The organism is Actinomadura sp. NBRC 104412 (genome assembly GCF_030269515.1).
Lineage (GTDB): Bacteria > Actinomycetota > Actinomycetes > Streptosporangiales > Streptosporangiaceae > Spirillospora.
Map to the genome: position 1 here is coordinate 140,506 of NZ_BSTM01000004.1, position 20,295 is coordinate 160,800.

Below are 20,295 nucleotides of genomic sequence, written 5' to 3' on the forward strand. Positions count from 1 at the left end.
GGCTCAGGCGACGCGCATGGTCTGGGTGGGCTCCAGGGCGCCCGCCAGCAGGTCGGTCCACTGGCGGCACACCTTGTCCAGCCCGTACGCGGCGCGGACCTGTTCGCGTGCGAACGCCCTCTCCGACTCCCAGCGTCCCTCGCGGACGGTCGCGGCGATGGACTCGGCGATCGCGGTCGCGTCCCTCTGGATCCAGCGGGTGTCGTAGATGGTGTCGGCCCCCGGCCAGCCGAGCAGCACCGGCACCGCGCCCGACGCCATGCCCTCGGCGGGCGACAGGTGGAAGCTCTCGTCATCGCTGGTGGACAGCACGAAGCCGATGCGACGCAGCCAGGACGCCACGTCCCTCCCGTAGGAGTCGAACACCACGCCGCCCGCCAGCGCCGGTGACCGGCGGATCCGTTTGAAGACCCGCTCGTAGTGGGCGCGCTCCTCCGGCTTCTGCCAGATCCACCAGTACTCCCACGGCAGCTTGGACTTGATGAACAGCGTGTAGCGCGGGTCCTCGCGGCGCAGGATCTCCAGCGCGTCCAGGGCCAGGTCGAGCCGCTTGCGGGACGGCGCGATGCCGATCATCCCGAGATGGTGCTCGGCCCCGGCCAGCTTGGGACGGTCGAGCTGGTGGTCGTCCACCCAGTTCGGGATCACTGTGATCTTGCTCGCGGGCCAGCCGGTGGCCTCCCGGGTCAGCTCGGCGTAGTGCGGGCTGACGCAGACGACCTGGTCGACCGCGCCGATGTCGAGGTCGCGGGGCCAGGACGCGTACAGCTCGAACCGGTGCAGCCGCACCACCAGCCGCTGGCCGGGACGCTTGTGCTCGGCGTACCAGAGCGCGTTGGGGCCGCACCATTCGCAGACGATGACATCGGCCCACTCGATCATTTCCCGGCTGCGGTCGGGGTTGTGCACCTTGAGCGCGGCCCAGTGGTCGACGCGGACCTCCATGTCCGGCCGCGACCTCAGGTAGTCCAGCAGGCGGCTGAAGAACTTCAGGTCGTGGCTGGCCACCGCGACCCGCAGCTTGCGTTCGCCCTGCTCCGGGCCGCCGCCGGGCGGCGCGGGCGGGGTGGCCGCGAGCACGGCGGGCGACGGCTCGGGGAACGTCTGGGCGAGACAGCGGCGCAGGCGCCCGGCGGCGGCCTCCAGGGTGAAGCCCTCCGCGGCCGCCCGGCAGCGCTCGACGGCCAGCGTGTACACGTCCGGGTTCTTGCCGATCAAAGTGAGGGCGTCGAGGACGTCGTCCTCGGTGGCGGAGAACAGCGGGTAGTCGGCGCCGAACAGCCGCTCGTGCATCGGCGTCCGGTTGAGCACCACGGGGACGCCCAGAGCGCCGCACTCCAGCAGCTTGGTGGACAGCTCAAGGCTGGCGTCGAGGCCGGCGTTCCGCCACGAGAGGCCCACGTCACCGGCCGCGGTGAGCCGCATCGCCTCCGCGCGCGGGTGCCCGCCGTGCCAGATCACGCCCTCGCTGGACTCCAGGGCCTGCCGCATCCGTGCCGCGAAGCCTCGGTCGGCCGGATCGTCATGGATCTTGTCGCCCACCATGTGCACCTCGGCGTCCACACCGCGCTGGGCCAGCAGCCGCGGAAGCCGCGTCATCTCGTAGGTGTTCCAGCGCGGGGCGAACTTGCCCGTGTACACGAGCTTCATGGCACGCCCGACCGGCAGGCCGCCCTCCCGTGGGGCCAGGCCCTCCGGCAGGGCCACCACGGGCGGGAACAGGACGCTCTTGCCCGCCGTGGCGGGGACGGCGCTCTCCAGGAAGCCGCGCAGTTCCTCGGTCTGGCACAGCAGCAGCCTGGAGGCGTCGGCGATCCGCCGCAACTGGCCCTTGGCCTCGTTGCTGAACGCCGCCGCCGACTGCGGGACGTCGGTGAGGTAGGTCCACAGCCGCCCGGCCAGCGGACTGGACGCCAGCCGCGCGGCCAGCAGCATGCCGCGCACCACCACCAGGTCGAACGGCCGCTCCTCGTCGACCCGGGCCAGGATCTTGGCGGCCTGCCTGGTCACCATCGGCTCCTTGCCGCGTACCAGGCCCTCGGCGTGCGGGCTCAGCACGGTCACGCCGGGCAGGGCGCGCAGCGGGTCGACCAGCCGCCCGGTCAGGACGGGCGCCTTGAGCACCAGGGTCACCTCGCAGCCCGCCAGGGCGGCGGTCTGCACCATCCCCTGGGCCCAGATGGCCGAACCGTCGATCAGGTTGAGATCGACGTCGCCGTAGACGAGTGCGCGTGGTCGCACGGAAGGTCCTTTCAGGAAGCGGCGAAGGTGAGCTTGGCCAGTTCGGAGGCGGCGGTCACGCGGGCGTCCCACTTCAGGACGGCCAGGGTCGGCGGCGGCGCCTCGCCCCACAGGACGAGCGGCAGCCCGCGCTCGGCGGCCTTCCGGCGCACCTCCATCAGCACCCGGTCGCGGTCGTACATGCCGGGGACGCCCAGGTACGCCCACGGCCCGCCGGGCTCGCCGGCCGCCGCGTCCACGACCAGCAGATCGGCGTCGGCGGTGTCGAGCACGGTGATGGCGTCATGGGGGTAGAGCGAGATCACCTTGGCGTGCTCGCCGAGCAGGGCCGCGGTCTCCCTGCCGAGCACCCCCGCGATGATCAGGCCGTCGTACGGCTGGGAGACCAGCAGCCGGTCCTCGGGGCGCTCCACATCGTCGAGCTCCAGCTTGCCGCTCCGCTGCACGGTCGGCTCGACCGCCGGGACGTTGCGCTTCCTCCACAGCCGGTACAGCTCACGGGGCAGCTTGGTGCCGCGCCGCTTCGGGGCGCGGGCGGCACCGGCCACCAGCCGGCCGAACTGCACGGTCGTGGACTTCTCCAGGGCGATCAGCCGCCGCTCCAGCTCCTGGACGCGGCCCTCCCGCTCCTTGAGCAGGGCCCTGAGGCGGGCGATCTGCCGGTTCGCCTTCGCTGTGGACGCGGCGCCCGATCCCGCCGCGGACGATCGATCAGTCACCGAGGAACTCCATGATCACTTCTGCGCAGCGGGGGCCGGCGGCGCCGTCCCACAGCGGCGGCGTGCGCGTGGTGCCGCGGGCGCCCTCCTCCAGCGCCGCCCTGGTCCGCGGGACGAGCTCGTCGAAGCCGACGAGCCGGTTGGTGCCGTGGGTGATGGTGATCGGCCGCTCGGTGTTGGGCCGCACCGTCAGGCACGGGACCCCGAGGATCGTGGTCTCCTCCTGTAGGCCACCCGAATCGGTCACCACGGCCGCCGCCCCCCGTACCGCCGCCAGGAAGTCGATATATCCCAGCGGCTCCAGGACATGCACGCCGTCATGGTCGTCCAGCCCCGCGGCCAGCAGGTTCGCCCGCCCGCGCGGATGCACCGGGATCACCACCTCCACCATGTCCGCCACCCCGTGCACGTTCTTGACCAGCACGGCGGCGGTGTCGGGCGAGTCGACGTTGGCCGGCCGGTGCAGCGTGGCCAGCACGTACCGGTCGGGCAGCCCGTGCGCGGCGCGGACCGCGTCGGTGTCGAAGGTGTCCAGATTCTTCAGCAGCGTGTCGATCATGGGGTTGCCGACCAGATGGCACCGCGCCACGTCCACGCCCTCGTCCGCCAGGTGCCCGATCGCCTCCGGGCTGGTGACCAGGCACAGGTCCGACAACTGGTCGGTGAGCCTGCGGTTGACCTCCTCGGGCATGGTCATGTCGAAGCTGCGCAGCCCGGCCTCCACATGGGCGACCGGAATGCCCAGCTTGGCCGCGACCAGCGCGGCGGCGATCGTCGAGTTCACGTCTCCGTACACGATGACCAGGCCGGGTGAACGGCCGATGAACTCCTGTTCAAGCCCGGTCATGAGCGCGGCCGTCTGCACGGCATGGCTGCCCGACCCCACGCCCAGGTTGACGTCCGGCTCGGGCAGGCCCAGCTCGCGGAAGAAGACGTCCGACATCCGCTCGTCATAGTGCTGCCCCGTGTGGACGACCGCCTGCCGTGCCCCGCGGGCCGCGAGCGCCTCGATCACGGGAGCGGCCTTGACGAAGTTCGGCCGGGCCCCCAATACGTGCACGATGGACGCCAACACGATTTCCCTTCTGTTCATCGGGGTTGCCTACGCTCGCCCGCCGTGCTCAAACGAACCGTCTACCTGCTGGGACTGACCTGGCGGCAGCTCCGTGACGATCCCGGCCGGGCGCCCAGGCTCGCCGTCCGCCTGCTGGCCCGGATGGTCCCGGGCCGTCCCGGCGCGAGACTGCGCGGCTCGCGTCTGCTGGTCCCTCGTCCCCGCGATCCGCGCCGCGAATCCTCTGACCTGCAGGCTTTGCTCGATGGCACGACGTTCGCCGGCCTTCCGGAACGGGCCGCCGACGGAACGAAGCGTGGGGAGCGTACCCACCCCAGGGAAAGCGCAGGTGAACAAACGGCGGCCTGCGGGAGCGGTGGGGCTAGCGGGGACGGTGGGGCGGCGGGGGCGATCCTCCAGTTCGTGACCAACGCGTTGCCGGCCACGAACGCGGGCTACACCGTCCGCACCCACCGGATCGCGCTGGCGCAGCGGGAGATGGGCTTTGACACGCACGTCGTGACGCGCCTCGGCTACCCGCTCAGCCAGGGGATCGGGGACGCGCGGCCACGGGTGGAGGTCGATGGCGTCCCGTACCACCGGCTGCTGCCCTGGCTGCCCGCCAGGGACCCGCTGCGCGATATCGCCAAGGGCGCCGACCTGGCAGGACGCCTGATGGAGACGGTACGGCCGCGTGTGCTGCACGCGGTGAGCAACCACCTGAACGCGGCGGTCGCGCTGGAGCTGGGACGGCGGTACGGGCTGCCGGTCGTGTACGAGGTGCGCGGCTTCCTGGAGGACTCCTGGCTGTCCCGTGATCCTTCGCACAGCGCGGACGACCCGTTCTACCGGCTGACCCGCGAGCTGGAGACGCGGCGGATGGCCGAGGCGGACGCGGTGGTCACGCTGGGCGAGGCGATGCGGGAGGAGATCGCGGGACGCGGCATAGACCCGGCCAAGATCTTCACGGTCCCGAACGGGGTGGACGACGCCTTCCTCGAACCGCTCCCGGACGCCGCCGGGCTCCGCGCCGGGCTCGGCCTGCGCGAGGACACCCCGGTCGTGGGCCTGACCTCGTCGTTCTACGGCTATGAGGGCATCGACACGCTGATCGACGCGGCGGCGCTGCTGCGGGACGGCGGCACGCCGGTCACCCTGCTGCTGGTCGGGGACGGTCCCGAGCTGGGCGCGCTGATGAGACGGGCCGCCGGGCACGGGCTGCGGGTCGAGGACCACAGGGCCGGGGCCGCAGCCGCGGCCAACGGGAACGGGAACGGGCGGAGGCAGGTGCCGGATGCCGACGCCCGGGTCCTGTTCACCGGAAGGGTGCCGATGGGGTCGGTCCGCCGGTACCACGCGCTCCTGGACGTGTTCGCCGTCCCCCGGCGCGCCGACCGGGTCTGCCAATTGGTCATGCCCCTGAAGCCGCTGGAGGCCATGGCGGGCGGGATCCCGGTAATAGCGAGTGATGTCAAGGCTTTGCGCGAAATCATCGAACCCGGTGTGACCGGTACGTTAACAATACCGGAAGATGTAACGGCTTGGGCGAATTCGCTGGCCGGGCTCATTTACGCTCACGAACAACGCCGGAAAATGGGGCGGTCCGCCCGGGAATGGGTGCGGGCGGAACGCACCTGGCGCGCCGTCGCGTCCCGGTACCGGGACGCCTACGCGGCGGTCTGTCACCCAGTCTCGTGAAGGGAGCCGCCGGGTGGATCTGGTGGTCATCGGACTCGGCTATGTCGGGTTGCCGCTGGTACGGGAAGCCTGCCAGGCGGGGTTGACGGTGGCGGGGCTGGATCGCGACCAGCGGGTCGTGGAGGGGCTGCGGTCCGGCCGCTCGCACATCGACGACGTGTCCGACGCCCAGGTCGGGGCCATGCTGGCGGCCGGGTTCACGCCGACCACCGACGAGGCGGTCCTGGACGGGGCGCGGAACGTGGTGATCTGCGTGCCCACCCCGCTGTCGGACGAGGGCGGGCCGGACCTGACCGCCGTCCGCGGCGCCGCCACCACGATCGCGTCGCACCTGTCGCGGGGGATGCTGGTGGTGCTGGAGTCGACCACCTACCCGGGCACGACCGACGAGGTGCTGCGGCCGCTGCTGGAGGAGTCCGGCCTGGTGGCGGGCGTGGACTTCCATCTGGCCTTCTCGCCCGAGCGGATCGACCCGGGCAACCCGGTGTTCGGGGTGGCCAACACGCCCAAGATCGTGGGCGGGCTGACGCCGGCGTGCGCGCAGGCCGCCGCGGCGCTGTACGGCAAGTTCGTCGCCGAGGTGGTGCAGGCCAAGGGCACCCGCGAGGCGGAGATGGCCAAGCTGCTGGAGAACACCTACAGGCACGTCAACATCGCCCTGGTCAACGAGATGGCGATCTTCTGCCATGAGCTGGGCATCGACCTGTGGGACGCGATCGACTGCGCGGCCACCAAGCCGTTCGGCTTCCAGCCGTTCCGTCCCGGACCCGGGGTGGGCGGGCACTGCATCCCCATCGACCCGAACTACCTGTCCTACAAGGTGCGGTCGCTGGGGTACCCGTTCCGGTTCGTGGAGCTGGCCCAGGAGATCAACGACCGGATGCCCCGCTACGTGGTGGAACGCGCGCAGCAACTGCTCAACGCGCAGGGCCGCGCGCTGAACGGGGCCAGGGTGCTGCTGCTCGGGGTGACCTACAAGGCCGACATCGCCGACCAGCGCGAGTCGCCCGCCCGCCCGATCGCCCGGCGGCTGCTGGCTCTCGGCGCGGACGTCTGCTACCACGACCCGTACGTGAAGGGCTGGCGGGTGGACGGTGCGGAGATGCCCTCGGCCGGCGATGACCTGGTGGCGGCGCTGGAGTCCGCCGACCTGGCGATCGTGCTGGCCGGGCACTCGCAGTACGACACGGCGACGCTGTCCCGGCACGCCAGGCTGCTGTTCGACACCAGGGGCCGGGTGAGGGACGCCCGCGGCGAGACCGTCGAGCTGCTGTGACCTCACCGCGGGACGCTCCGCGGGGGCCGCTTCCCGACCGGCGGCGTGCACCGGCCGGACAATCGGAATTCATCTGCGATTTCCGCGCCGCACCCAGAATCCAGAGTGGGAATATCGGAACCCATCCGGAGTGAGTGGAATGCGGGTCTGCGTCTGCACGATTGTGCATCATCCCGAAGATGCTCGGATTCTGCATCGGCAGATCCGCTCCCTGCTCGACGCGGGCCATGAGGTCACGTATATCGCCCCGTTCCGGGCATGCAACGTGACCCCCTGGCGGGAGATCAGCCCGGTGGACGTGCCGCGCGCCACCGGCCGCAGGCGGCTGAAGGCGCTGCGCGCCGCGCACCGCGCGCTGGAGGACCACGCCGCCTACGCCGACGTGGTGCTGCTGCACGACCCGGAGCTGCTGATCGCGCTGCCGCGTGAGGTGCGGCGGCGCACGGTCGTCTGGGACGTCCACGAGGACACCGCGGCGGCGCTCTCCGCCAAGGGCTGGGTGCCGACGCCGCTGCGTCCCGTCCTGCGGCTCCTGGTGCGGAGGTTGGAGCTGCGCAGCGAGCGCCGCTACCGGTTACTGCTCGCCGAGGAGGGCTACCGGGAGCGATTCCGCGAACGGCATCCCGTGGTGCCGAACACCACCTACGTCGCCGACGAGCCGCCCGGCCCGCCCGACGACCGCCGCGCGGTGTACGTGGGGCATCTGTCGGCCGCGCGCGGCGCCCTCGACATGATCGAGCTGGCCCGGCTGCTGTCCCCGGAGGGGATCACGGTCGAGCTGATCGGGTCCGCCGACCCCGACATCCGCCCGCGGCTGCGCGAGGCGCAGCGGGAGTCCGTGCTGCGCTGGTACGGCTTCGTCCCCAACGACCGGGCCCTGCGGATCGTCGAGGGCGCGATGGCGGGCCTCGCGCTGCTGCACGACGAGCCGAACTACCGGCATTCCCTGCCGACCAAGGTGGTCGAGTACATGGCCCGCGGCATCCCGGTGATCACCACGCCGAACCCGCCGGCCGTGCGGATCGTGGAGCCGTCCGGGTCGGGGCTGGTGGTCCCGTTCAACGACCCGGTCGCCGCCGCCGACGCCGTCCGCAAGCTGCGCGCCGACCCGAGCCTGCGCGAGGACCTGGCCCGGCGCGGGTACGAGACGGCCCGTGCCGGCTTCCACTGGCCGGCGCAGGCCTCCCGGTTCGTGGAGCACCTGGAGAACTGGGCGTCCCAGGCCACCGTCCCGGGCGGGGAGCCGGGCGCGGACCGCGCCGTGGCCGACGGCAGGATCTGAGCCCCGGTCAGGGAAGGGTCGGCAGCCGGGTCGCGACCACGCGGGCCAGGCGGGTCGCCGCGCCGGGCGGCTGGGACGCGTCCACCATCACGATGTAGCGGTCGACGCGGAGCGCGATCGTGCCCGCCGTGGGGCCGATCTCGTACGCCTCGTCGGCGCCGATGTCGGTGCGGCGACGCGCCTGCGACTGGGTCGCCTGGAACGTCTGGAGCAGGGCGGACGCGGTCGGGGCGGTCGGCGCCACCCACTTCACCGTCACCGTGAGCCCGCGCCTGCCCCACCGCTGCTGCGAGGGCGAGGGCGAGGGCGACGCGGGCACGGACGTCGAGGGTGACGGGGACGGGGACCGGGATGGGCTTCCGGCGGCCGAGACCGCCGACCTTGGCGGGGCGGAGCCGGTCGGTGAGGGCGTCGGCTCGACCGGACCTTCCGGATCGGGCTGCTGCTGCTCGTACGTGCAGGTCACCGGATGAGGCAGCCCGATCGCTCCCACCGTGGCCCGGCCGGTCCCGGTGGCGCGGGCGCCCGCCAAGTGGGCGGCGGCCAAGTCGGGCCCCCGGACCAGGCCGCAGGCGTCCGGCCAGTCCTTCTCCGCGACGCCGCCCAGCTCGGCGGGCCCAGGGCCTGCGCGCCCGCCCCGCAGCGCGAACAGATGGGCCGACCCCGTGGGACGGGGCGCCGCCTCGGGGACGGCCACGTACAGCAGCCCGCCCGCCGCCGCCAGCCACGGGCGCACCCCGGTCAGCGCGGGGTCCAGCACGAACGGAGCGGGAACGGTCCCGGTACGGCCATCGGAGGGTTCGATCACGTCGATCCCCGCCGGCATCAACCGGGAATCCAGCTTGGGACGCAGCGCGTAGAGCCGCCCGCCCGCCTCGGTGACGGCCGCGTACCAGGGGACGTCCCGGGCCCATTCCGAGCGGCCGGAGGTCACCTCGACCGACTCCATCCGGCCGGTGCCTGTGGGCGAGTCGTCAGGCCGGTAGGCGACGACCAGGTGGCCCTTGTGGATGACCGCGGGGCACATGGCGTCGCCGCAGACCTCGTCCCCGTTCCACACCGCGGCCTGGGTGCCGTCCTTGTCGTACGCGCGCAGGGCCGTGCCATCGGCGGCGACCGTGACACCCTCCAGCACGCGCACCTCGGGCGACTCGCCCGAGCCGAGCGACCGGACCCAGCGCACCCGGCCCGAACCGGGCTCGACCGCCAGCAGGCGGCTTCGGTCCGGGCAGTCGAGCGCGAGCACCGACAGGGACTCGTCGCCGTCGGCCGGGTGCGCGGCGTCCTCGAACAGCCGGCAGCCTGTGGGCAGCTTCAGCGTCCACCGGGTGGAGCCGTCGTCGGCCGACCGCCCGTACAGGGTGCGGCGGCGCTCGTCGGTGGTGGTGACGATGCCGGAGCCGCCCGGCCAGCGCAGCGTGGCGCGGCTGGCCGCCGCCGGCCGCTCGGTGTCGTCCCGGCGCCACATCAGCCCGCCGGAGAGCGCGTCGAACGCCACCATCTGCCGCTCGTCCCTGTTCCCGGTGCGCTCGAAGTAGCCGACCAGCCGGGACCCGGTGGCCGACCAGCCGGCCATCGTCCAGCCCGAGCGGTGGTAGCTCCAGCGGTCGGTGCCGGTGCGCGCGTCCGCCACCTCGAGACCGCGTCCGGAGGCGGTGACCACCTGGCCTTGCGCGACCTGGTAGGCCACCCCGGAGCCGGAGAGCGCCCCGGCGCGGGCGGGCGCGGACCTCTGCCAGCTCACCGACAGCGGGCCGGGCGGCGGCCCGATCGCGGACTGCGGGACGGCGGGCGCGGAGGTGACATGGTGCCGCACCTGCCACCATTCGGCCTGGAGGACGTACCGGCTCACCACCGTGACGCCGACGACCACGGCCAGCGCGGCGCAGAGCAGCCCCACCACCACGCGACCTCTGCCGGCCGCCTTCGCGCCCTGCGTGGACCGCTGCCGACCGCCGACCACGACCGCGCCGCCTCCCTGCCGTTCTCCCTGCCGTTCTCCCGGCCGTTTCCGCTCCGCCTACAGCCGCGTGACGTACGTTGCTGCCAACACCTCTCCACCATGCCCTGACGCGGGCGCCCCCGCGACACGGTCGGTGAGAGACGGTGAGAGACGGCGAGAGACAAGATAGGGCGAGTCGACAGGCCGAGACGGAGCATCCCGTGGACGACATCTTCATCAGCTGGCGGACCTGGCCGCAGGCACGCGCGGACCTCGAGGCCCGCGGGGACCTCGACGCCGCCACGCTGGAGGAGGTGGAGAAGGCGGCGGTCGCGGCCGAGCGCTGGCACGGGGACCAGCGCCGCCCCACCGGCGTCCCGTACGTGGAGCACCTGCTGGAGGCGCTGGAGGTGCTGGTCCGCGGCGCGGGCGAGACCGACCCGGAGATCCTGTCGGCCGTGCTGCTGCACGACGTGGTCGAGGACACCGACGCCACCGTCCGGGACGTGGAGGAGCGGTTCGGGCCGAGGGTCGCCGAGCTCGTCGACTGGGTCACCAAGCCCCCGGCGGGCAACGCGGGACGGCAGGCGAAACGCGCGGCCAAGGCCGCCTACCTGCGGCGGCTGCGGGACGCCCCGCGCGACGCGATCACCGTGAAGCTGGCCGACCGGGCGAGCAACGTGCAGCGCCTCGATCAGGTCGCGCCCGATTTCCAGCGCCGCTACTTCGCCGAGACCGTCACCTACATCCTGCCGCTCGCGAAGGATCACCCCTGGTTCGCGTCCTGGTACGCGGCCTGGCGGGAGCGGTTCGCCCACCTTCGCTGAGCCGGGGAGGCGGAGACGGCGCGCCGCGGCGCCGCAGGATGACAGCGAAACAAGAACCTGTTCTACTTGGAGGCGTGACTGCGGGACACCATCTGGTCCACGGCGAGCGGGTCGCCATGCCGGTCCGCGTCCGGGACGCGGCCTTGGCCGCGGCGATGTTCGCGGTGCCCGCCGCGCCCGTCCAGGCGCTGATCGCCTACTCCGGGCTGGAGGCGGCGCGGCCCTGGCGCGGCAAGGCCGTCTGCTCGCTGGTCTGCGTCCGGTACGCCGACGGCGATCTCGGCCCGTACCACGAGTTCGGCGTCGCCTTCCTGGTCAGGCACCCGGACGGGCGGCGCGGGACCGGGGTGTTCGTCCACTGGCTGCCGGTCAACCAGGAGTTCACGCTGGAGGCGGGCCGGTCGATCTGGGGCTTCCCCAAGGAGCTCGCCGACATTCCCCTGCACCTCGCCGGGCGGACCAAGCGGTGCGCCGTCCGGTTCGGCGGCCGCACGGCGATCGAGCTGGCGGTGAGGTCCGGACTGCCGGTGCCCGTGCCCTCCGGGAGGGCCGTGCCCGACCTCGACGCCTACTCCTGCCTGGAAGGGACCACTCGCCGCATCTCCTGGACGGTCGAGGCATCGGGCGTGCGGGTGCGTCCGGGCGGCGCGCGGGTCCGGCTCGGCGACCATCCCGTGGCCGAGGAGCTGCGCGAGATAGGACTCGGCCATGCCCGCGCCCTGAGCACCACGACCGTCGCCCGCGCCTCCATGGTCTTCGGGGAGGCCGAGGAGGTGCGGCCGTGACCGCCGCCGCCAGGAGAACCGCCCTGGTCACCGGTGCCGCGAGCGGGCTCGGAGCGCTCGCCGCGCAACGCCTCGCCGCCGCCGACTGGGACGTGGTCGCGGTGGATCTGGACGAGGACGGACTGGCCCGCACCTCGCTTCGCTCGCCCAACACCCACACCCGTACCTGCGACGTCGCCGACTTCAAGGCCGTCGAGGGCGTGGTGACCGAGGCCGGGACGGTGCACCGGGTGGTGCACGCCGCCGCGACCGGCCCGCTCGTGCGGGCCCTCGACCAGTCCCTGGACGAGGTCGAGCGGGTGCTGCGGATCAACTTCCTGGGAACGGTGAACGTGGTGCGCGCCACGCTGCCGGGCATGCTGGAGCGCGGCCGGGGCGAGCTGGTCCTGTTCTCCTCGCCGGCGTCCTGGGTGCCGGTGGCCAAGTCGTCGGCGTACGCGGCGTCCAAGGCGGCGATCAACGCCTACGCCGAGACGCTGAGCCGGGAGCACGCGCGCAGCGGGGTGCGGTTCCGCGTCGTGTGCCCGCGCCAGGTGGACACCCCCGGCTTCCGCGCCGCCGCGGCCGCCGACCCGGCCGCCACCGGCAGGATGAAGGGCATGCCGCCCGGCGCGGTCCTGGACGCCGTCGACCGGTCGCTGGCGCGAGACGGCGGCCTGTACGTCTTCCCCGACCCGCTGACCAGGGCGACCGTGCTTGCACAACGGCTCGTTCCGCGCCTCATGGACCGCGTCCTCGGACGGGTGACCGCCGGTTGAGCACGCCGCCGGGCCCGCCTTGAACCAACGCTGACCGAGCCTGGCCCGCCCGGGATGGGTGGGATGGACGATTTCGGGGAACTCGGCGCCGACCGAATAAGCTGTCCCTTCGCCCTGCGCACCCGCGGCGCGGGACGGAGCGGGGGGACGGGCGTCGCCCCCGCGCGGGAAGTCGTGACGCTAGGGAGCCGCCTGCATGTCGTCCCAGGTGAAGGGTCGGCCGGTCACGGTCAAGGATCGCGAGATCGCCGCCGAGCAGCGCTATGTCGACCGGGCGTACGCGCGGCTGGAGGAGATGCGCGTCGAGGCCCAGGCCATGATCCGCGAGGGCTACCGGCAGTCGCAGGCCGGCACGAAGGGCTCCCTGGTGGACCGCGACGCGATGGTGCATCAGGCCGCGCTGCGCGCCAAGGCACTGGACGTCGCCGACGACGGCCTGGTCTTCGGCCGTCTCGACCTGGCACCGCGCCCCGCGAACGAGGGGAACGGCGATGGCGCCACGAGCGCGCTCCCGCCCGGTCCCGCGGGCGGCGAGATCCGGTACATCGGCCGGATCGGCGTCCGCACCCCCGACCACGACTCGCTGGTGATCGACTGGCGGGCCCCCGCCGCCGAGGACTTCTACCGCGCCACCCCCGAGGACCCCCGGGGCGTCGTCCGCCGCCGGGTGCTGCACTCGCGCGGGCACACCGTGGTCGACCTGGAGGACGACCTGCTCGACCCGGCCGCCGCCGACCGGCTCACCGTGGTCGGTGACGGCGCGTTCCTGGCCTCGCTCGCCCGGGCCCGCGAGGGCGCGATGCGCGACATCGTGGCGACGATCCAGCGGGAGCAGGACGAGGTCATCCGCGCCCCCGCCGACGGCACGGTCCTGGTGCGCGGCGCGCCCGGCACCGGCAAGACCGCGGTCGCCCTGCACCGGGTGGCCTACCTGCTGTTCCGGCACCGCCGCCGGTTCGGCTCGCGCGGCGTCCTGGTCGTGGGCCCGAACCGCCGCTTCACCGCGTACATCGAGCGCGTCCTGCCGTCGCTCGGCGAGGGCTCGGCGACGCTCCGCTCGCTGGGCGACCTGGTGGAGGGCGTCACCGGTACCGTCCACGACACGCCCGAGCTGGCCCGGCTGAAGGGCTCGGAGACGATGGCGCGGGTGCTGCGGCGGGCGGTCACCGACCAGGTCCCGGGCGCGCCGGACGACCTGCGCGTGGTCTACAAGGGCGTGGTGGTGCGGCTCGACCGCGCCCGCCTCGACAAGATCCGCAACGACGTGCACCGCCGGAGCCGGGGCAGCGTGAACGCCGCCCGAGGGCGCGCCGCCGAGGCCCTCCTGGACGCCCTCTGGGCCGCGTTCCGCGACCTGGGCGGGCCGGAGGCGGCGGCGACCGCGGCCGAGGGCGACCTGAGCGTGTGGAACGCCCTGCTCGCCGCCGACGGCCTGGAGCCCCTGGACGGCCCCGAGACCCGGCCCGCGACGGGCGGCGGCTCCAACGGCGGCGGCGACGCCATGCGGGCCGAGTTCCTCGCCCGGGTCCGCGAGCAGCGCGCGTTCACCGACTTCCTGGTGGCGTGGTGGCCGCTGCGGCGCCCGATCGACGTGCTGCGCTCCCTCGGCGACGCCGAGCGGCTGCGCCGCGCCGCGGGCCGCGACCTGGACCGGGACGCCGTGCGGCTGCTGTCGTCCGCCTGGTCCCGGGCCCTGCGCCCGGACGCGGAGCCGGTCCTCAGCTACCAGGACGTCGCGCTGCTGGACGAGATCGACGCCCTGCTCGGCGCGCCGCCCCGCCCGTCCCGCCGCCGTCCCAAGCCGCAGGAGGACGATCCGTTCGTGGTGGACGGCGTCAACATCCTCACCGGCGAGGAGGTCGCGGACGAGACGTGGGAGCCGGAGATGCAGGAGCTGACCACCTCCATCGAACGGCTGGAGCGCTCGCGCCGGGTCGACGACGGCGTGGTCGAGGAGCGGCCCGAGTACGCCCACATCGTGGTCGACGAGGCCCAGGACCTGTCCCCCATGCAGTGGCGCATGCTGGGCCGCCGTGGTCGCCAGGCGAGCTGGACGATCGTCGAGGACCCCGCCCAGAGCGCCTGGGAGGACCTCGACGCCGCCCGTACCGCGATGGACGCGGCGCTGGGCGCCACGGAGCCCTCCTCCGGCCGCAGGGGGCGCCGCCGCAAGCCGTCCCCGCGGCGCACCCGGTACGAGTACGAGCTCACCACCAACTACCGCAACTCCACTGAGATCGCCGCCGTCGCGGCGCGCGTCCTCGCGCTGGCCCTGCCCGGCGCCCACCCCGCCCGCGCCGTCCGCACCTCGGGCATCGACCCGGTGATCCGCGTCGTCCCCGAGCCCGAGCACGCCACGGCCGCCCGCGAGACCGTCGAGGACCTGCTGAGAAGGGTGGAGGGGACGATCGGACTGATCGTCCCCGCCGGCGACCCCGCCGCCCGGGACCGCCTCGCCGCCGGTTTCCCCGACCGCGTGCAGGTGCTGGACGTCCTGGAGGCCAAGGGCCTGGAGTTCGACGCCGCCGTGATCGTGGCCCCCGAGACGGTCGCCGCCCAGTCCCCCCGCGGCCTGCGCGTCCTCTACGTGGCCGTCTCCCGTGCCACCCAGCACCTCACGGTCCTCACCGCCGACCCCCGCTGGCACGGCACCCTCACCGGCGGCTGACGCCCCGTCCGGGACGGCGAGTTCGCGCTCCGGCCCGTCCCGGTCCCCCGGTTCAGTCGTCCCCGCCCTCCGCGTCCCCGCCGGCGTCGGGGCGGCCGGGCACGGCCGGCTCCGGACGGCCCGCCTCGGCGTGCGCCGTTCCGCCCCACAGCTCCGCCCCCGCGGGCTCCGTGAGGATGACCGGATCGGCGCGTTCGGTCGGTTCCTGCCAGCTCAGATCGTCGTGGTGAGTGATCACCCGGGATTTCACGAGACGCTCCCTTGGCTCGGTGCCCCGCCCGGTTCCGGGTCCGCGGCGGCCCCCGGCGCGCCACGGCACGGCCCCTTCCGGCGGGGCGGTCATCATTACCGGATCGGCCGGTGCGCGGGGCGCCCGGCGGACGGCGGGCACGAGACCGCCTCCGGCACCCGGGCGGGCTCCTCGGCACCGCGGCTCGTCCTGCTGATCAACGCTCTGACCTCCTCTTTCTCCGTCCCGTTCGGAACTTTGTATCGAAATGGATGCGTTGACCGAGTCTGATGGCCTGACTCGCCTATCTCGTACTACTGTTCTGCCTCGTACCAGTGTTACGACTGTCCTGACCGGGTAGGCTCATCTAGAGGGGTTAAGCCATCCCAGTCATCCCAACCACTTAGGAGATAACCCAGACAAAACACTCTTAAACCTGAGATCATGAACATCTCCATCAGTCGCCTCGGTCGGGTGGGATGTCCTGATCGCCTTACAGGCCACTGGGGACCAAGGAGGCAGCATGCCGGCGCGCTATGAGGAGATCGCCAACGACCTGCAACGGCAGATCGAGGAGGGCCTGCTCCTTCCGGGTCAGCAGATCAAGACCGAGAAGGCCCTGATGGAGGAGTACGACGCCGCGCGCAACACCGTGCGCGAGGCGATCAGCCGGCTCAGGGTCCTGCGCCTGCTGGAGTCCCGCCAGGGGCGCGGCAACTTCGTCGTCAAGCCGCCGGAGAAGTTCCGGATCACCCTCACTCCCGAGGAGGACACCGGCTTCAGCGGCGGCGAGGGCCAAGCCTGGGTCGCGGAGGCCGACAAGCAGCACCGCAGGGCCAGCACGTCCACGCCCGACGTCCTGGTCAAGCCGGCCGACGCGCTCATGAGCAAGGCGCTGGACGTCCCGGAGGGCGAACAGCTCATCGGCCGTCACCAGCGCCGCTACATCACCAACGAGGCCGGCAACCCCGTCCCCTGGTCGATGCAGACGTCGTACTACCCGTTCTCCTTCGTCCAGCGCGGTGCCGTCGAGCTGATGAACGCCGTGGACATCGAGAAGGGGACGATGGCCTACCTGAAAGAGGCCCTGGGAATCCAGCAGGCGCGTTACAAGGACTTTCTCTCGGTGCGACCGCCCGAGGACGAGGAACGGTCCTTCTTCGACCTACCGGCCGAAGGCAGCGTCTGGATCTTCGTGCACCGGCGGACGGCGTACGACACCACCGACCGTCCCTGCCGATACACGCTGACCGTCTATCCCACGGACCGCAACGAGTTCATCATCGAGGCGCGTCTGCCGATCGACGACTCGCAGTAGTCGGGGCAGGCCGTACGAACTGGAGGATTCTTGGGCAACGGCGTTCATGATCTCTAGTTTCGGCTGACCCCTTTTCCGGGAGAACTCCCGTTCCTGGGGAAGTGCCGTTCCGGATCCCGCCGGGTTCCGCTTCGGCCGGTTCGCCCGGCCGCAACACGATCTCTTCGGCGTACTCGCCGCGATCCGTCGTACCTGCGTTTTCCACAAACTGGGCGGCCCCTCGCGAGTCGCCCGTTCACACTAGATGGAGACCCGATGTCAGACGAAAGCATGCCGGCTCGGCACGAGGACCCAGCCCTCGACCTGCTCCGGCCCTACGTCACCGCCACCGTCCAGGCCCTGCGGGCGCAGGGAGTCGAGCTGGAGCGCAGTTGGCTCGACCCTTCCGACCCGCGCGACGCCACCATCGTGTGCCGGGTCGAGGGCGAGTACCGCGCCCTGGTCTGGGACGAGGAGACCGGCTGGCGGTTCGGCCGGTTCGTGAGCGGCCGCCAGGGTGAGCGCACCCGGCTGGACGGGGAGGGCTACCTGGGCGAGGACGTCCTGCCGGCACCGGAGGCGGTCGCCCTCAGCGTCGGCGCGGGCGCGTTCACCCGGCCGTACCGCAAGCTCAGGGACCACCGGGACGCGCCCGAGGCGTTCGACGCGAAGGTGCGCGCGGCCTACTCCAACTGATCGGCCGGACCGGTCTGCGACGCCGCCGTGCCGAACCCCGCTGGGAGGCACGGCGGCCGGCCTGTGCGAGCACGGCCGCGCGGGGAAGGTCCCGCGCAAGAACACCTCGCTCCCATGAACCCGGCGTCCGGTGCGTTACGGTGATTATCTGCCCCTAACCACCACGCAGGGATGGATCGCTCACCGCGGCCACCCGCGACCGTCTGGTTTGCCGCCGCGAACAGGATCGAACGTGGGAGCGAGCTTCCGGCTTCGCCTGGCCTCACCCGACGACCTGCCCTCCGTACTCGGCCTCATCGAGAACGCCGCCGCCTGGCTGCGCACGATGGGCACCACCCAGTGGCAGCGCCCGTGGCCCGACCGCGAGGAACGCGACCGCCGCGTTCACGACTCGCTGAGCGCGGGCGAGACCTGGCTCCTGTGGGACGGATCGACACCGATGGCCACCATCACCCTCACCCCCGAGCCCGACGACCTGCTGTGGACCGCACAGGAGCGCGAGGAACCCGCCCTGTACCTGCACCGGCTCGTCGTCCACCGCAAACACGCCGGCCTCGGCATCGGAGCGCACCTGCTGGACTGGGCCGGGGTCCGGGCGCGCAGGAGGCATCTCGCGCGGTGGATCAGGATCGACGTCTGGGCGGACAACCACGCCCTGCACCGCTACTACCTGAGGCAGGGGTTCCGGCTCGTGCGGCGGTCGACGAGCATCCCCGGCTATCCCGCGGGCGCGCTGTTCCAGAAGGACGTGCGGAACGCCCGCCTGAGCCGCCGGGTCCCCTTCGAGACCGATCCCCCGTCAGAGAACGGCAGCGGTCCGCACGAAGGGGAGGAAGCGGCCGCGCCGCTCAGAGAAAGTGCACCCGCTCCGGCTCATCGGACTCGGCCCTGCGCACGAACACCGCGCCTCCCTCGTCCATGACCGACTCGAAGAAGCCGTAGAGGGCCAGCGCGCGGTTGATCACGTCGGTCTTGGAGTCGCCCGTTCGCTTCACCAGGTCGGCCAGGGCGCTCGCGCCCCTGGCGGTGAGATTGACCGTGATCCGCTCCTTGGCGGCCGGGGGGTCACCATGGCGCCCATCCTGCGGGCTGTCGACCAGGGGTGATTCGCCCTTGCTCATCACGGGTCTCCTTCATCGGGGCGCGGCGTCGCCGCCGGTCCTTGTCGTATGCCCACTGGCCGCTCATCGTATGCACACAGTGTGCGCCAATGACGCCTGAGGATCAACGTCAACCCAGTGACGACATACCCGAATGTGACATGTAGTACACATATCATCTCGTATCTGCTCGATTCGTACATCAATCATATGTACATCGTATGCGCGTTGACGTACCGTACGAGACATGGGACGGGAACCTCGCTTCAGCCGCGGACGGAACCGCCGTCGCGGCGGCGCACCGGGCACCATCGTGGCCTGCGCCGCCGGTGCCGGGGGCGCCGCCGTCGCCGTGGCGGCCGCCCCGGGCCTGGCCGTGCTGGTCGTCCTCAGCCTGGCCCTCCTGGCCGCCATCCCGATCGTGGGCTGCACGATCATGCTGCTGGGGCTGGCCCGGCGCGGTATCCAGACGGCGCAGTCACCCTCGGACGTCCGCGAGCTCATGGAGTTCGGCACGACGGCGTTCACGACGACCCTGGCGACCCTGCTGCGCACCATGCCACCCCACATGCCACCCCACATGCCACCTCGCACGCCACCTCAGGCAGTGACCCCCAGCATCGAGCAACCCCGCGCTGAGCGACCTCGTGCCGTGCCCGCCTCCGCCGCGCCCGCCAAAAGGACGCCGAACACACCCATACGGGACGGACGGCGGCGCGGCCCGGCGCTCGACCTCGTTCCGCCCCACACGTTCTGGAGCGAGCTGACCCCCGCCGAGCGCGGCGCCCTCGACGAGCTGATGGGACGCGAGGACTACGCCCAGGGCACCGTCCTGTGGCGCAAGGACCAGCAGGCCGACCGGGTCATCATCATCCGCTCCGGGCAGGCGAGGGTGTCCACCGGCGTGGCGGGCGACGACCGGGAGATCGCCCGGCGGGGCCCCGGCGACATCGTCGGCGAACGGGCCATGCTGCTCGTGCAGGAGCGCTCCGCCACCGTGACCGCGCTGACCCCGATGCGGGTGATGACCTCGTCCGCCGCCGTGTTCAACGCCTTCCTCAACGACCATCCCCGCGTCGTGGCCGTGCTGGAACGCCAGATCTACGACCGGCTGACCCGCTCGACCAGGCCGCCCGGCGCCCCGGTGCCGCCGCTCGCGGGGCAGCACTGCGCCGTCCTCTTCGTCGACGTCGCCGGGTTCTCGGCCCCGTACCGCAACGACCAGGACCGGCAGGAGATCAGGCGGGTCCTGTACCTCCTGCTGGAGGAGGCGTTCGAGCGGTCGGGCGTCCCCTGGGCCGCCTGCCACCACGAGGACCGCGGCGACGGGGCCCTGATCGTCGTGCCCGCCGGGATCCCGGCCGGTCTGATCGTCCACCCGCTGGTCGGACGGCTGTCGGCCGGGCTGGCACGGCACAACCGGGAAGCGCGCGAGCCGGCGCGGATCCGGCTGCGCGCCGCCCTGGACGTCGGTCCCGTCACCGCCGACCCGCACGGCGTCAACGGGTACGCGATCATCCGGGCCGCCCGCCTGCTGGAGGCGCCCGCGCTCAAGACCAGGCTCAATCGCTCGTCCGCGCCGCTGGGGTTCGTGGTGTCGGACCAGGTCTACGACAGCGTCGTCCGGCACGCGCCCGCACCGGTCGACCCGGCCGCCTACATCCGCGCCCAGGTCACGGTGAAGGAGAGCCGGCTGACCGCCTGGACGTACCTGCCCGGCTGA

17 protein-coding genes are annotated in these 20,295 nt (G+C 72.6%); 11 read left to right on the forward strand and 6 right to left on the reverse strand.

Annotated features, from left to right (window positions below; genetic code table 11):
- Window positions 1-3 precede the first annotated feature (3 nt).
- The 3 genes from QSK21_RS06845 to wecB form a co-directional block, all read right to left on the reverse strand.
- A complete protein-coding gene (locus QSK21_RS06845) occupies window positions 4-2,166 on the reverse strand; it encodes a glycosyltransferase (protein ID WP_285694693.1) in 2,163 nt (720 codons plus the stop codon).
- 86 nt (window positions 2,167-2,252) lie between these two features.
- Window positions 2,253-2,960 carry a hypothetical protein gene (locus tag QSK21_RS06850; protein ID WP_285694440.1) on the reverse strand — a complete coding sequence of 236 codons (708 nt, stop codon included), beginning with the start codon at window positions 2,958-2,960 and terminating at the stop codon, window positions 2,253-2,255.
- Window positions 2,953-4,053: a non-hydrolyzing UDP-N-acetylglucosamine 2-epimerase gene (wecB, locus tag QSK21_RS06855; RefSeq protein WP_285694441.1), complete on the reverse strand. Its 1,101-nt coding sequence runs from the start codon at window positions 4,051-4,053 to the stop codon at window positions 2,953-2,955. The genes QSK21_RS06850 and wecB overlap by 8 nt, the downstream gene beginning before the upstream one ends.
- Window positions 4,054-4,077: 24 nt before the next feature.
- On the opposite strand from wecB, the gene QSK21_RS06860 reads away from it, so the two are divergent.
- The 3 genes from QSK21_RS06860 to QSK21_RS06870 all read left to right on the forward strand — a co-directional run bounded on the left by QSK21_RS06860 (window position 4,078) and on the right by QSK21_RS06870 (window position 8,270).
- Complete coding sequence (locus tag QSK21_RS06860; protein WP_285694442.1) at window positions 4,078-5,712, forward strand: glycosyltransferase family 4 protein; 1,635 nt, start codon at window positions 4,078-4,080, stop codon at window positions 5,710-5,712.
- Between the two features lie 13 nt (window positions 5,713-5,725).
- Window positions 5,726-6,988, forward strand: a complete 1,263-nt coding sequence (locus tag QSK21_RS06865) for a nucleotide sugar dehydrogenase (RefSeq protein WP_285694443.1) — start codon at window positions 5,726-5,728, stop codon at window positions 6,986-6,988.
- Window positions 6,989-7,127: 139 nt separating this feature from the next.
- Window positions 7,128-8,270, forward strand: a complete 1,143-nt coding sequence (locus QSK21_RS06870; protein WP_285694444.1) for a glycosyltransferase family 4 protein — start codon at window positions 7,128-7,130, stop codon at window positions 8,268-8,270.
- 7 nt (window positions 8,271-8,277) lie between these two features.
- Here the strand turns inward: QSK21_RS06870 and QSK21_RS06875 are convergent, their stop codons facing one another.
- Window positions 8,278-10,233: an outer membrane protein assembly factor BamB family protein gene (locus tag QSK21_RS06875; protein WP_285694446.1), complete on the reverse strand. Its 1,956-nt coding sequence runs from the start codon at window positions 10,231-10,233 to the stop codon at window positions 8,278-8,280.
- 200 nt (window positions 10,234-10,433) lie between these two features.
- On the opposite strand from QSK21_RS06875, the gene QSK21_RS06880 reads away from it, so the two are divergent.
- The 4 genes from QSK21_RS06880 to QSK21_RS06895 all read left to right on the forward strand — a co-directional run bounded on the left by QSK21_RS06880 (window position 10,434) and on the right by QSK21_RS06895 (window position 15,250).
- Window positions 10,434-11,039, forward strand: a complete 606-nt coding sequence (locus QSK21_RS06880; protein WP_285694447.1) for an HD domain-containing protein — start codon at window positions 10,434-10,436, stop codon at window positions 11,037-11,039.
- Window positions 11,040-11,113: 74 nt separating this feature from the next.
- Window positions 11,114-11,824, forward strand: coding sequence for an acetoacetate decarboxylase family protein (locus QSK21_RS06885; protein ID WP_285694448.1), 711 nt, complete (start codon window positions 11,114-11,116; stop codon window positions 11,822-11,824).
- Window positions 11,821-12,582, forward strand: a complete 762-nt coding sequence (locus QSK21_RS06890) for an SDR family NAD(P)-dependent oxidoreductase (protein ID WP_285694449.1) — start codon at window positions 11,821-11,823, stop codon at window positions 12,580-12,582. The genes QSK21_RS06885 and QSK21_RS06890 overlap by 4 nt, the downstream gene beginning before the upstream one ends.
- Window positions 12,583-12,778: 196 nt before the next feature.
- Window positions 12,779-15,250 (forward strand): HelD family protein, encoded by a 2,472-nt coding sequence (locus tag QSK21_RS06895; RefSeq protein ID WP_285694450.1) that lies wholly within the window; start codon window positions 12,779-12,781, stop codon window positions 15,248-15,250.
- 52 nt (window positions 15,251-15,302) lie between these two features.
- Here QSK21_RS06895 and QSK21_RS06900 read toward each other — a convergent pair whose 3' ends face one another.
- Window positions 15,303-15,500 carry a hypothetical protein gene (locus QSK21_RS06900; protein WP_285694452.1) on the reverse strand — a complete coding sequence of 66 codons (198 nt, stop codon included), beginning with the start codon at window positions 15,498-15,500 and terminating at the stop codon, window positions 15,303-15,305.
- 502 nt (window positions 15,501-16,002) lie between these two features.
- Here QSK21_RS06900 and QSK21_RS06905 point away from each other — a divergent pair.
- From QSK21_RS06905 to QSK21_RS06915, 3 genes are all read left to right on the forward strand, one after another.
- Entirely contained in the window at window positions 16,003-16,797 is a 795-nt protein-coding gene (locus QSK21_RS06905) for a GntR family transcriptional regulator (protein ID WP_285694454.1), read from the forward strand.
- 255 nt (window positions 16,798-17,052) lie between these two features.
- Complete coding sequence (locus QSK21_RS06910; protein WP_285694455.1) at window positions 17,053-17,472, forward strand: DUF6292 family protein; 420 nt, start codon at window positions 17,053-17,055, stop codon at window positions 17,470-17,472.
- 232 nt (window positions 17,473-17,704) lie between these two features.
- The gene (locus tag QSK21_RS06915) at window positions 17,705-18,394 is read left to right on the forward strand and encodes a GNAT family N-acetyltransferase (protein ID WP_285694456.1); all 690 of its coding nucleotides are present in this window, start codon (window positions 17,705-17,707) and stop codon (window positions 18,392-18,394) included.
- Here the strand turns inward: QSK21_RS06915 and QSK21_RS06920 are convergent.
- Window positions 18,321-18,593 (reverse strand): ribbon-helix-helix domain-containing protein, encoded by a 273-nt coding sequence (locus tag QSK21_RS06920; RefSeq protein ID WP_285694458.1) that lies wholly within the window; start codon window positions 18,591-18,593, stop codon window positions 18,321-18,323. The two genes, QSK21_RS06915 and QSK21_RS06920, sit on opposite strands and share 74 nt — an antisense overlap.
- Window positions 18,594-18,819: 226 nt before the next feature.
- Here QSK21_RS06920 and QSK21_RS06925 point away from each other — a divergent pair, with 226 nt between their 5' ends.
- The gene (locus tag QSK21_RS06925) at window positions 18,820-20,295 is read left to right on the forward strand and encodes a cyclic nucleotide-binding domain-containing protein (RefSeq protein ID WP_285694460.1); all 1,476 of its coding nucleotides are present in this window, start codon (window positions 18,820-18,822) and stop codon (window positions 20,293-20,295) included.

Bases quoted from the DNA above. Each gene is read 5' to 3' on its own strand.
- QSK21_RS06845 (WP_285694693.1), bottom strand. From the start codon at position 2,166: ATGGTGCAGACCGCCGCCCTGGCGGGCTGCGAGGTGACCCTGGTGCTC.
- wecB (WP_285694441.1), bottom strand. From the start codon at position 4,053: ATGAACAGAAGGGAAATCGTGTTGGCGTCCATCGTGCACGTATTGGGG.
- QSK21_RS06870 (WP_285694444.1), top strand. From the start codon at position 7,128: ATGCGGGTCTGCGTCTGCACGATTGTGCATCATCCCGAAGATGCTCGG.
- QSK21_RS06895 (WP_285694450.1), top strand. From the start codon at position 12,779: ATGTCGTCCCAGGTGAAGGGTCGGCCGGTCACGGTCAAGGATCGCGAG.
- QSK21_RS06905 (WP_285694454.1), top strand. From the start codon at position 16,003: ATGCCGGCGCGCTATGAGGAGATCGCCAACGACCTGCAACGGCAGATC.
- QSK21_RS06910 (WP_285694455.1), top strand. From the start codon at position 17,053: ATGTCAGACGAAAGCATGCCGGCTCGGCACGAGGACCCAGCCCTCGAC.
- QSK21_RS06920 (WP_285694458.1), bottom strand. From the start codon at position 18,593: ATGAGCAAGGGCGAATCACCCCTGGTCGACAGCCCGCAGGATGGGCGC.
- QSK21_RS06925 (WP_285694460.1), top strand. From the start codon at position 18,820: ATGGGACGGGAACCTCGCTTCAGCCGCGGACGGAACCGCCGTCGCGGC.